The 11,807-nt window shown below is 70.8% G+C and carries 9 protein-coding genes; 4 read left to right on the top strand and 5 right to left on the bottom strand.

What is annotated here, in order from left to right; translation table 11 throughout:
- The first annotated feature begins 47 nt into the window (after positions 1-47).
- Positions 48-2,771, top strand: a complete 2,724-nt coding sequence (locus PD653B2_RS20155; RefSeq protein ID WP_085874197.1) for a DUF11 domain-containing protein — start codon at positions 48-50, stop codon at positions 2,769-2,771.
- On the opposite strand, the gene PD653B2_RS20150 is transcribed toward PD653B2_RS20155, so the two are convergent.
- Positions 2,743-3,792, bottom strand: a complete 1,050-nt coding sequence (locus PD653B2_RS20150; RefSeq protein ID WP_242665362.1) for an alpha/beta hydrolase — start codon at positions 3,790-3,792, stop codon at positions 2,743-2,745. The genes PD653B2_RS20155 and PD653B2_RS20150 overlap by 29 nt on opposite strands.
- 42 nt (positions 3,793-3,834) lie before the next feature.
- Between PD653B2_RS20150 and PD653B2_RS20145 the strand changes: the two genes are divergently transcribed.
- From PD653B2_RS20145 to PD653B2_RS20135, 3 genes are all read left to right on the top strand, one after another.
- The gene (locus tag PD653B2_RS20145; RefSeq protein WP_085874195.1) at positions 3,835-5,985 is read left to right on the top strand and encodes an RNA degradosome polyphosphate kinase; all 2,151 of its coding nucleotides are present in this window, start codon (positions 3,835-3,837) and stop codon (positions 5,983-5,985) included.
- A 79-nt stretch (positions 5,986-6,064) separates the two neighbouring features.
- On the top strand, positions 6,065-6,682 hold the full coding sequence (locus tag PD653B2_RS20140) for a DUF47 domain-containing protein (RefSeq protein WP_242665361.1): 618 nt from the start codon (positions 6,065-6,067) through the stop codon (positions 6,680-6,682).
- A gap of 7 nt (positions 6,683-6,689) precedes the next feature.
- Positions 6,690-7,688, top strand: coding sequence for an inorganic phosphate transporter (locus tag PD653B2_RS20135; RefSeq protein ID WP_085874193.1), 999 nt, complete (start codon positions 6,690-6,692; stop codon positions 7,686-7,688).
- Between the two features lie 94 nt (positions 7,689-7,782).
- Here PD653B2_RS20135 and PD653B2_RS24310 read toward each other — a convergent pair whose 3' ends face one another.
- The 4 genes from PD653B2_RS24310 to pstC form a co-directional block, all read right to left on the bottom strand.
- Positions 7,783-8,823 carry a hypothetical protein gene (locus tag PD653B2_RS24310; RefSeq protein WP_089504029.1) on the bottom strand — a complete coding sequence of 347 codons (1,041 nt, stop codon included), beginning with the start codon at positions 8,821-8,823 and terminating at the stop codon, positions 7,783-7,785.
- A 137-nt stretch (positions 8,824-8,960) separates the two neighbouring features.
- Positions 8,961-9,740, bottom strand: a complete 780-nt coding sequence (gene pstB / locus PD653B2_RS20120; RefSeq protein ID WP_085874190.1) for a phosphate ABC transporter ATP-binding protein PstB — start codon at positions 9,738-9,740, stop codon at positions 8,961-8,963.
- A gap of 26 nt (positions 9,741-9,766) precedes the next feature.
- Entirely contained in the window at positions 9,767-10,858 is a 1,092-nt protein-coding gene (gene pstA / locus PD653B2_RS20115; protein WP_085874189.1) for a phosphate ABC transporter permease PstA, read from the bottom strand.
- Positions 10,855-11,790 carry a phosphate ABC transporter permease subunit PstC gene (gene pstC / locus PD653B2_RS20110; RefSeq protein WP_085874188.1) on the bottom strand — a complete coding sequence of 312 codons (936 nt, stop codon included), beginning with the start codon at positions 11,788-11,790 and terminating at the stop codon, positions 10,855-10,857. The genes pstA and pstC overlap by 4 nt, the downstream gene beginning before the upstream one ends.
- Positions 11,791-11,807 lie beyond the last annotated feature (17 nt).

Here is an 11,807-nt window from a genome sequence, read left to right as displayed (position 1 = left end):
GGGACGCGGGAGGTACTCGCGGTGCGCCCCGAACTCTGGGGGGCCAGATGTCTCACCGTGCACGCCTGCGCGCACTCGTCCACTCGTCGATCGTGGTCCTGCCGCTGCTGGCACTGCTCGTCGCCGCTCCGGCGAACGCCGACATCGAGATCATCGGCGACGACACGCAGGCGCCGGTCGTCCGGTCGCTGTCCCTGTCGCCGGCCTCGGTCGACGTCAGCACCGCGAAGGCGCTCGTGACCCTGACCGCCCAGATCACCGACGACGTCTCCGGCTACCAGGGCGGCTACGCCTACCTGGAGGGCCCCGGCAACATCACCTACCCGATCTGGGTCGGCAACGCCTCCCGCACCAGCGGGACCGACCTCGACGGCACCTTCACCGGCACCACCGAGATCCCCGCCCACGCCCCGGCCGGCACCTACCACCTCACCTGCAACCTCGGCGACAAGGTCGGCCACTACACCAACACCTGCCCGAGCGCGACGCTGACCGTCAGGTCCGTCGACGACACGCAGGCGCCGGTTGTCCGGTCGCTGTCCCTGTCGCCGGCTTCGGTCGACGTCAGCACCGCGAAGGCGATCGTGACCCTGACCGCCCAGATCACCGACGACGTCTCCGGCTACCAGGGCGGCTACGCCTACCTGGAGGGCCCCGGCAACATCACCTACCCGATCTGGGTCGGCAACGCCTCCCGCACCAGCGGGACCGACCTCGACGGCACCTTCACCGGCACCACCGAGATCCCCGCCCACGCCCCGGCCGGCACCTACCACCTCACCTGCAACCTCGGCGACAAGGTCGGCCGCTACACCAACACCTGCCCGAGCGCGACCACCGTCGTCGAGGACCACTCGGTCGACCTGTCCACCACCCTCACCGCGTCGGTCACCGAGGCGCACCGCGGCGACACCGCGACGGCCTCGGTTCGCGTGTCGAACGCCGGCCCCGCGACGCCGATCGCCCCGCAGGTGTCGATCCCCGTGCCGTCCGGCGCGACGCTCGTCTCGATGCCACCGTCGTGCGCCCGCTCGGGCCCGAGTGCACCGGTGGTGTGCACCATCGCAGCCACCGAGCTCGACCCGGGCGAGAGCGTCACCCGTCAGGTGGCGTTCGAGGTCTCGCCGGAAGCCAGCGGCACCCTGACGCTCTCGGCCACGGCCTCCAGCTCGTCCGAGGAGCGCACGCCGGCCGACAACACCGCCACCCTGGCGATCCCGGTCGTGGTCCCGGACGAGCCCGTCGACACCGGTTCACCCGCGAAGCTCTCGCTCTCGTCCTCGGTCGACCCGACGATCGCCCTGCCCGGCGACACGGTCACCTACACGCTGTCGGCCACGAACGCGGCCGGCGCCGGGGACGCGACGGGCACGGTCGTGACCGACGTGCTGCCCGCGGGCGTGACCTTCGCCGGCGCGAGCGACGGGTGCGCGAACACGGTGGGCACCGTGCGCTGCGACCTCGGCACCGTCGCGGCCGGTACGACGAAGACCGCGACCATCAGCGCCACGGTCGACCCGATGCCGATGCGGCCGGACCCGAACACCGCCCACCAGGTGCTCGAGCAGAAGGCGGAGACCGACCTGCGCGTGGAGCGCGATGAGACGAGGACGGCGACGGCGTCCTGCCCGAGCGGCTACGTCGCCACCGACGGCGGCATCCGCCTGGACGCCGTCGACCAGGGCGGCTCCGTCGCCGCCACGTCGGTCCCGTCCAGCGGACCGACCGCGGACGGCACCGGCTGGACCGCGACCCTCGCCAACGCGAACCCGGGTGCTGCGCTGGCCAAGGTCACAGTGGCCTGCCTGGCCCGCACCACGGTCACCGGCAGCCACCAGCACGACCTGACCACCAGCACGAGCGCCCCGACCCACGCGGCGCTGACCGCGGGCGCGAACACCGTCGACGTCAGCTGTGCGACCGGGCAGACGCCGTTCGCCCCGGCGTACGCCCTCACCGGCGCCGGCGTCGTGACCACCTCACGGCCCAGCGGGAGCGGCTGGACCTTCGTGGTCGACGCCGCCTCCGCCGGCAGCGGGGTCTTCGGGGTCTCCTGCCTCGACGCCCGCACCACCACGACAGACGGGCACTTCCACGTGCTCGGCCTCGACCACCGCGCCGAGACCGTGACCGTCCCCGCCGGGCAGACCGTCGAGACCCAGCTGAGCTGTGCCGACGAGGCCAAGGGCATCGTGGCCTCGCGTCGCGTCGACGCCGGCCTCGTCGACCGCGGCACCGACCCGCGGGCGAAGATCCGGGCGTTCCGGTTCACCAACCCCACGGACCACCCGCTGTCCGCCGACATCGGGCTCACCTGCGTCGACATCCGCACCAGCGGCGAGCCCGTCGCCACGCGGATCACCAACACCGCGACGGTGACCACCACGGCCACCGACGCCACCCCGGCCGACGACACCGCCACGGCCACCTTCACGGCGTACGGCGAGGGCTGGGCGACCCTGCCCGACGGAGTTGCCGCGGTGTCGTCGTCCGGGTCGACCGTGGCCGTCGCGCTGCGGTGTGCGTCGGCGTGCACGGTGTCGGCGCGGATGGTCGCGCTGGGGCGGGTCGCTCACACGTCGATCAGGGCCGGGAGCACGCTGGCCACCGGAAGGGTCAGCGTCGCGGCGAGCACCCCGAGATCCGTGCACCTGCGCGCGACGGCCGCCGCACGCGCGTCGCTGCGGACCGGGAAGGTCCTCCGGGCGAGGCTGGTGGTCACGACGACCGACGGCGCGACGTTCAGCCGCGTGATGCGACTCCGGCCCTGAGCTTCACCGCGATCTCGGCGATCGCGGCCCGGCTGGTGCGACCCACGCCGACCACGTTGAAGAACCCGTGGATCTGGTCGGGGAAGCGCCGCAGCTCGACCTCGACGCCGGCGTCGGCGAGCTTGCGGGCGTAGGCCTCGCCCTCGTCGCGGAGCGGGTCGAAGCCGGCGGTCGCGACGTACGCCGGAGCGAGCCCGGCGGGCAGGTCGGCGTACGCCGGCGAGACCCGGGGGTCGCGCGGGTCGGCGGCCCCGACGTAGTTCGCGTTGGCGAGGTCCATGAACGCCGTGGTCAGGTAGAAGCCCTCGGCGAACATCGCGGCGCTCTCGGTGTCGCGCACCGCGTCCGTGGCCGGGTAGACGAGGAGCTGGAAGGCCAGCGGCAGTCCCGACCGGGCGGCCTCGATCGCGACGCCGGCCGCGAGGTTGCCGCCGGCCGAGTCACCGCCGACCGCGATCCGGGCGGGGTCCGCCCCGAGCTCGTCGGCGTGGTCGACCACCCAGCGGTAGGCCGCGAGCGCATCGTCGTACGCCGCCGGGAACGGCTCCTCGGGCCCGAGCCGGTAGTCGATCGCCAGCACCTGCACACCGGCGCGCTCGGCCAGGAAGCGGCACGTGGCGTCGTGGGAGTCGAGGTCGCCGTACATGAAGCCGCCGCCGTGGAAGAAGACCAGCAGCGCGTGGTGTCGAGACGGTTGCTGCGCCTGCTCCACCACCGGGCTCGGCACGTAGAGGCGCGCGGGCCGGCCCGCAACCGTGAGCGCGCCGACCCCGCCGACGGGCTGCCTGCCGGCGGTCATCGCCGAGTGGCGGAGGATCGCGCGGCGACCGTCCGGGATCGGCAGCGTCTCGGCGCCGGGCTCCCGGGCCAGCCGCTGCAGGCGCAGCATCAGCTGGGTGTCGGTCGCCAGGGTCTGCCCGTCGCGCACGACCGGCCGTCCGGCGAGCAGGCGCTGGGCACGCTCCGGAAGGGCCAGCGCGCCCCGCAGGCCCCAGGTCTTGCCACGCTCCGAGATGGTCACCAGCGCAACCTACCGTTCACCGAACGGTGCCAGACTGGCCCCATGAGTCTCGACAGCCTGCCCTCCAGCCACGGGGAGGGCGTGCCCGAGGAGTCGTTCGAGGTCGAGCCGCCCTACCAGCCCGACCACGAGGCGCTCGCGGCCGTCGAGAAGTACGAGGACCGCTTCCTCGACCGCGAGCTGTCCTGGCTGCACTTCAACCAGCGGGTGCTGGAGCTGGCCGAGGACCCGCAGCTGCCGCTGCTGGAGCGGACCCGCTTCCTGGCGATCTTCACCAGCAACCTCGACGAGTTCTTCATGGTCCGGGTGGCCGGCCTCAAGCGCCGGATCGCCGCCGGGCTCGCGGTGCCGTCCGCGTCGGGGCTGATGCCGACCGACGTGCTCGAGCTGATCTGGTCGACCACCCGTGATCTCGCCGAACGCCAGGCGCGGCTCTTCCGCGACGAGATCGTGCCGGCGCTCGCGGACGTCGGGATCGAGCTGGTCCGGTGGGACGACCTGGACCGCGAGGAGCAGAAGAACTGCAAGCGGCTCTTCCGCGACCGGGTCTTCCCGGTGCTCACGCCGCTGGCCGTCGACCCGGCCCACCCGTTCCCCTACATCTCCGGGCTGTCGCTCAACCTCGCCGTGCTGATCCGCAACCCGAAGACCGGCAAGGAGCACTTCGCCCGGGTCAAGGTGCCGCCGATCTTCGCGCGCTTCGTGCCCGTCGGCAACCAGCGCTTCGTGCCGCTCGAGGACGTCATCGGCGAGCACCTCAAGCGGCTCTTCCCGGGCATGGACGTCCTCGAGGTCCACACCTTCCGGGTCACCCGCAACGAGGACCTCGAGGTCGAGGAGGACGACGCCGAGAACCTCCTGGCCGCGCTCGAGAAGGAGCTGCTCCGCCGCCGCTTCGGCCCGCCGGTGCGGCTCGAGGTCGAGGAGTCGATCGCGCCCCAGGTGCTGGAGCTGCTCGTCTCCGAGCTCGGCGTCTCCGACGCGGAGGTGTTCAAGCTGCGCGGGCCGCTCGACCTACGCGGGCTGCACGACATCGCGGACCTGCCCCGCCAGGAGCTGAAGTACCCCGCGTTCGTGCCGACGACCCACCACCGGCTGGCCGAGGTCGAGTCGGCCTCACCGGTCGACGTCTTCAAGGCGGCGCGGCGCAACGACGTGCTCCTGCACCACCCGTACGACTCCTTCGCCACCAGCGTGCAGCGCTTCATCGAGCAGGCCGCCGCCGACCCGCACGTGCTGGCGATCAAGCAGACCCTCTACCGCACCTCCGGCGACTCCCCCATCATCGACGCCCTCGTCGACGCCGCCGAGGCCGGCAAGCAGGTGCTGGTGATCGTCGAGCTCAAGGCGCGCTTCGACGAGGAGGCCAACATCCGCTGGGCCCGCAAGCTGGAGCAGGCGGGCTGCCACGTGGTCTACGGGCTGGTCGGGCTCAAGACCCACTGCAAGCTGGCGATGGTCGTCCGCGACGAGCCCGACGGCATCCGCCGCTACACCCACATCGGCACCGGCAACTACAACCCGAAGACGTCGCGGACCTACGAGGACCTCGGGCTGATCACGACCGACGACCGGATCGGCGAGGACGTCGCGCACCTCTTCAACAACCTGTCCGGGTGGTCGCGCAACGCGTCGTACGACCAGCTGCTGGTCGCACCCGACTCCGTGCGCACTGGTCTGGTCGACCAGATCCACCAGGAGGTCGCCCACCTCGAGGCGGGCCGGCCCGCGCGGATCCGGATGAAGGCCAACTCGGTGGTCGACGAGGCCGTGATCGACGCGCTCTACCTCGCGTCGCAGGCCGGGGTCCCGGTCGAGCTGCTGGTGCGCGGCATCTGCTCGCTGCGACCCGGCGTACCCGGCCTGTCGGAGACGGTGACCGTGCGGTCCATCCTCGGCCGGTTCCTCGAGCACAGCCGGGTGTTCTGGTTCGAGAACGGCGGTGAGCCCACCGCGTGGATCGGCTCGGCCGACATGATGCACCGCAACCTCGACCGACGCGTCGAGGTGCTGGTCCGGCTCCCCGGCGACGGCAACGTCGCCGCGGTCGGCGGGCTGCTGGACCTCGCGTTCGACGACGACACCAGCGCCTGGCTGCTCGGCAGCGACGGGAACTGGGCCCGGAACGCCGGCACCGTGCACCTCCAGGAGGCGCTCATCGAGCGGCAGCGCCGCCGCCGCTCGGGGAGTTGAGCGAGCACCGACTTGCGTGATTCGGGACGACACCCCCTAGTCTGTTGCGCGTTCTCTTCCTCCTCCTCAGGAGTTATCCGTGGGTTTGCGATTCCGCCCCGTCGACACGTCGTTCTACGACCTCTTCAGTGAGGCCGCCCAGCACCTGGTGACCGGTGCGGGGCTGCTGGCCGAGATGCTCGGCGAGAGTGCCGACCACGCTGACGTCGCGCGCCGCATGCGCGAGGCCGAGCACATCGCCGACGAGACGACGCACGCGCTCATCAAGCGCGTGAACAGCACGTTCGTCACGCCGTTCGACCGCGAGGACATCTACGCGCTCGGCTCCGGCCTCGACGACGTCATGGACATCATGGACGAGGTCGTCGACCTGATCCTGCTCTACGAGGTCAAGGTGCTGCCGCCGGAGCTGTCCACCCAGGTGGAGGTCATCCAGCGCTGCGCCGAGCTGACCGCGGAGTGGCTGCCCAAGCTGCAGGCGCCGGCGTCGCTCGAGGAGTACTGGATCGAGATCAACCGGCTCGAGAACGCCGGCGACAAGAACCACCGCCGTACTCTCGCCAAGCTCTTCAGCGGCGAGTTCAAGACCATCGAGGTGCTCAAGCTCAAGGACATCGTGGAGTCCCTCGAGGAGGCGATCGACTCGTTCGAGAAGGTCGCCAACATCGTGGAGCAGATCGCGGTCAAGGAGTCCTGAGCCCACCATGGACCTCGCGATCGTCATCGCGGTCGTTGCTGTCGCGCTCGCGTTCGACTACACCAACGGCTTCCACGACGCGGCCAACGCCATCGCCACGTCGGTCTCCACCCGGGCGCTGACCCCGCGCATCGCGCTGGTGCTGGCCGCCGTCATGAACTTCGTCGGCGCGCTGCTCGGCCAGCAGGTCGCGCACACCGTGAGCGACGTGATCGCGCCACCCGCGGGCAACCACGGGCTGATCATCGTCCTGGCGGGCCTGCTCGGGGCCATCGCCTGGAACCTGATCACCTGGTACTTCGGCCTGCCCTCGTCGTCGTCGCACGCGCTCATCGGCGGCCTCGTCGGCGCCGCGCTCACCGCGGGCGCGATCGTGCACTGGTCGACGATCGTCGACAAGGTGCTGATCCCGATGGTGCTCTCGCCGCTGTTCGGCTTCTTCGCGGCGTTCCTGGTGATGTTGTCGATCATGTGGATCTTCCGGAAGCGGAATCCCCACAAGGTCTTCCGCGGGTTCCGGATGGCCCAGACCGTCTCGGCCGCGGGGCTGGCCCTCGGCCACGGGCTCCAGGACGCGCAGAAGACGATGGGCGTGATCTTCCTGGCGCTGGTCGCCTCCGGCCACGCGTCCGCCGACGACGACCTGCCGCTGTGGGTCGTGATCGCGGCCGCCTCCGCGATCTCGCTCGGCACCTACTCCGGCGGCTGGCGCATCATGCGCACCCTCGGTCGGCGGATCATCCACCTCGACCCGGCCCGCGGCTTCGCGGCCGAGTCGGTCGGTGCCGCGGTCCTCTACACGACGGCGTTCGCCTTCCACGCACCCATCTCGACGACCCACACGATCACCTCTGCGATCATGGGCGCCGGCGCCACCAAGCGCTTCTCCGCCGTCCGCTGGGGCGTCGCGCGCTCCATCATCGCCGCCTGGGTCCTCACCTTCCCCATGGCCGGCCTCGTCGCCGCGGGGTGCTACGTCGTACTGCACGCGATCCTCGGGGCGTAGCTCGTCCGTCCATGTGCGATAGTCCCTCACGTTTTCGGGCTCGCAGACCTCTCGTCACCCCGGAAACGTCAGGGACTACCGCGAATGGGGGGGCTCATGCCGCCCGGTGGGCGAGCAGCCGGGCCCGCGCAGCTTCGTCCAGCGAACGGCGCGCCTCGACCGTGGTCGTGTCCCGCCACCAGGGTGGCATCTCGAGCGTCCAACGACGCCGCGACGCGGGGATCTCGGCGGCGCGTTCGTACGCCGACTGCAGCCGCCTCACGAAGTGGGTCGGGTCCAGCAGGTCGCTGCTGACCATGGAGACCGGCTCGAGACCGTGGGAGCGGAAGAGATCGGTCCGGTCCAGGTCGCGCGACCACTGCGGGCCCGGGAGGTGGAGAGCGCTGTCGTACTCACCGACGACCCCGGCCACCGGGTCGATCAGGTCAGGCGTGGCCAGGAAGCCACCGGCTGTGTCGAAGACCGGACGGTTGCACAGAGGTCGCACCCGCGGGGCCGCCAGGCTCCAGACGTCGCGCATCTCGACCTCGCGGGGTGACCAGGCGTTCTCGTCGCTCAGCGCTGCCGCTTCCCGGTAGCGAGGGATGCCGGTCCAGCCGGACAGCGCCGCGGCGTACTCCGCCACCTCGTCGAGCGAGACGACGTCGTTGAAGCAGGCCATGTCGAGGGTGGTGACCGCAGCCACGACGCTGCGGGCGTAGCGCATCTCGAAGCACACCGACCGCACAGGACGGGTCACCCGCAGCCCGTCCACGACCACGAGGTCCCCCGGGAGGAGCCGCTCCTCCGAGGTCGCGAATCCGGACTGCGAGCGGATGGTCCGGTTGCCACCGACCGCGAGGGTCACCGGCCGCACCGTGCCTCCGCCCCAGGGCGAGCCGTCGAACCAGACCGCGCCCGCCCACGCCAGCGCCGCCCATCCGGTCACGCCGCCCCACGTGTCGGGCAGCGCCACGGCGGCTTCGACGATCCGCTGCTCGACCGTCGTGGGGTCGACGTCGGCGGGGACGTAGAACCCCCGGCTGGTACGTCGCCAGTGCGGTCCGCGCGCCTGGTCCGGCGTCGGACCGGTCCGTCCGGCGGGGTCCACCCGCACCGGGACCACCACGTCACGTGTGACACCCGAGAGATCCATCCCCGGACGATCCCCCGAAGGGCGGCCGGCGCGCTCCCGTCATCCACAGGGTGCAGCTGTGGTGCGGTAGTCCCTGACGTTTGCGGGGTCCCACCGCGGATTCGACCCCGCGAACGTCAGGGACTACCGGAGAAAAATCACCCGAAGCGGCCCGAGATGTAGGCCTCGGTGGACTCCTCGTCCGGGTTGGTGAACATCTTGTTGGTGGGGTTGAACTCGACGAGGTGGCCGGGCTGGCCGGCGGCCTTGAGGTTGAAGAAGCCGGTGTCGTCGGAGACGCGGGCGGCCTGCTGCATGTTGTGGGTGACGATCACGATCGTGTAGTCGGCCTTGAGCTCGTGGATCAGGTCCTCGATGGCCGAGGTGGAGATCGGGTCGAGAGCCGAGCAGGGCTCGTCCATCAGCAGCACCTCCGGCTCGACCGCGATCGCGCGGGCGATGCAGAGCCGCTGCTGCTGGCCGCCGGAGAGGCCCATGCCGGGCTTCGAGAGGCGGTCCTTGACCTCGGTCCAGAGGTTGGCGCTCTTGAGCGACCGCTCGACGATCTCGTCGGCCTCGGCCTTCTTGATCTTCCGCGAATTCAGGCGGTTGCCGGCGAGCACGTTCTCGTAGATCGACATGGTCGGGAACGGGTTGGGGCGCTGGAAGACCATGCCGATCTGGCGGCGTACGGCGACCGGGTCGACGCCGGGGTCGTACAGCGACTGGCCCGAGACCATCACCTTGCCCTCGACGCGTGCCCCGGGGATGACCTCGTGCATCCGGTTGAGCGCGCGCAGGAACGTGGACTTGCCGCATCCGGACGGCCCGATGAACGCGGTCACCGCCCGGGCGCGGATGGTCATGTTGACACCTTCGACGGCCTTGAAGTCGCCGTAGTAGATGTCGAGGTCGGAGATGTCGATGCTCTTGGCCATGGTGTGTCCTTCTGCGGTTTCCGCGCTCACCGGCGCCGGTCGGTCGGAGGGGCGAAGATCTTGCCGATGATGCGGGCGATGAGGTTGAGGACCATGACGATCGCGATCAGCACCAGCGCCGCTCCCCAGGCCCGGGCGTAGCCCGGCGGGTCACCGCCACCGATCGGAGCGACACCCGGGGAGCTGTACTGGCTGAAGATGTAGACCGGCAGGGTCATCATCCGGCCGTCGAAGAGGTTGAAGTTGACCGAGTCCGTCGCGCCGGCGACCACCAACAGGGGGGCGGTCTCGCCGATCACCCGCGAGATCGCCAGCACCACACCGGTGATGATGCCGCCGAGGGAGGTCGGCAGGACCACCTTCACGATCGTGCGCCACTTCGGCACGCCCAGCGCGTACGACGCCTCGCGCAGGTCGCTCGGCACCAGCCGGAGCATCTCCTCCGCGGAGCGCACCACCGTCGGGATCATCAGCAGCGACAGCGCCACGGAGCCACCGAAGCCGATCCGGATGGCCGGCCCGAAGATCAGCACGAACAGCGCGAGCGCGAACAGGCCGGCCACGATGGACGGGATGCCGGTCATCACGTCGACCAGGAACGTCGTGACGCGGGCCAGGCGGCTGCCCTTGCCGTACTCGGTCAGGTAGATCGCCGTGAACAGCCCGATCGGCACCGAGATGATCGTGGCGGCGATCGTGACGAGCAGGGTGCCCATCAGCGCGTGGTAGATGCCACCGCCCGCGCCGACGATGTTGCGCATGTCGTAGGTGAGGAACTCCATGTCGATCGCGCCGACGCCGTTCTTCAGCACCAGCCAGATCAGCCAGACCAGCGGCACGACGACCGAGCCGAACGCGACCCACACCAGGCAGGTGGCCAGCCGGTCGACCGCCGTACGACGGCCCTCCAGCAGGGCCGACCAGAGCGGCAGGCCGACCACGAAGAGGAGCACCGCGACGACGATCCCCCCGACGGGGTTCCAGCCGAGGAACATGGTGAGCAGCCCGGCGACACCGAGGGAGATGACGCCCACCAGGATCGACGCCCACCGCGGCAGCCGCGGCTGGACCAGCCCGACGCTGACCGCGAAGTCCGGCTCCAGGGGTGTGGTGGTCATCGGGTCACCTTCCGCTCACTGCGCCCGACGACCCAGCGGGCCAGGAAGTTGACCGCGAACGTCACCGCGAAGAGCACCAGGCCGGTCGCGATCAGCACGGCCTGCTTGTCCGGCGTGGCCTCCTTGTAGTTGGAGGCGATGTTGGAGGCGATCGTCGCCGGGTTGGTGTTCGAGATCAGGTTGAGCGTCACCACCGGCGTCGCGGAGAGGACCATCGCGACGGCCATGGTCTCGCCGAGGGCGCGGCCGAGGCCGAGCATCACGGCGGAGACGACACCGGACCTGGCGTAGGGGAAGACGGCGTAGCGGATCGTCTCCCACTGGGTGGCGCCCAGGGCCATCGCGGCCTCCTCGTGGAGGCGCGGGGTCTGCGCGAACACCTCGCGCGAGATGGCCGTGGTGATCGGGACGACCATGATCGCGAGCACGATGCCCGCGGTCAGGATGGTCCGGCCGGTGACCGAGGGCGGGCCCTCGAAGAACGGGAGGAAGCTGAGGTTGTCGAAGAGCCAGCCGAAGACCGGCTTCATCGCCTGACCGAGCGCCAGGCCACCCCAGAGGCCGTAGACCACGCTGGGCACGGCGGCCAGCAGGTCGATCACGTAGGCGAGCGGACCGGCGACCCGCGGCGGCGCGTAGTGGGAGATGAAGAGCGCGACGCCGATCGAGAACGGGACCGCGATGATGAGCGCGACGACCGCGGCGAGCACGGTGCCGAAGACCAGCGGGCCGACGTACGACCAGAAGTTGTCGAAGGGCTGGTAGATCTCCGCGGGCGCGGAGAGGCCCGGGATGCCCTCGATGGCGAGGAACACGAACACGCCGGCCAGCGCCAGCATGATCGTCAGTGCTGCGACGCGCGCGGTCCCGGCGAACAACCGGTCGCCCAGCCGGACGACCGGCTTGGTGTCGGGAGGGGCGGTGACGGACACGGGGCTCCTGTTCGGTT

Source organism: Nocardioides sp. PD653-B2 (genome assembly GCF_002117935.1).
Classification (GTDB): domain Bacteria; phylum Actinomycetota; class Actinomycetes; order Propionibacteriales; family Nocardioidaceae; genus Nocardioides.
The sequence above is the reverse complement of the archived record's forward strand: the minus strand, read 5'-3'. Positions and strand labels throughout refer to the sequence as shown.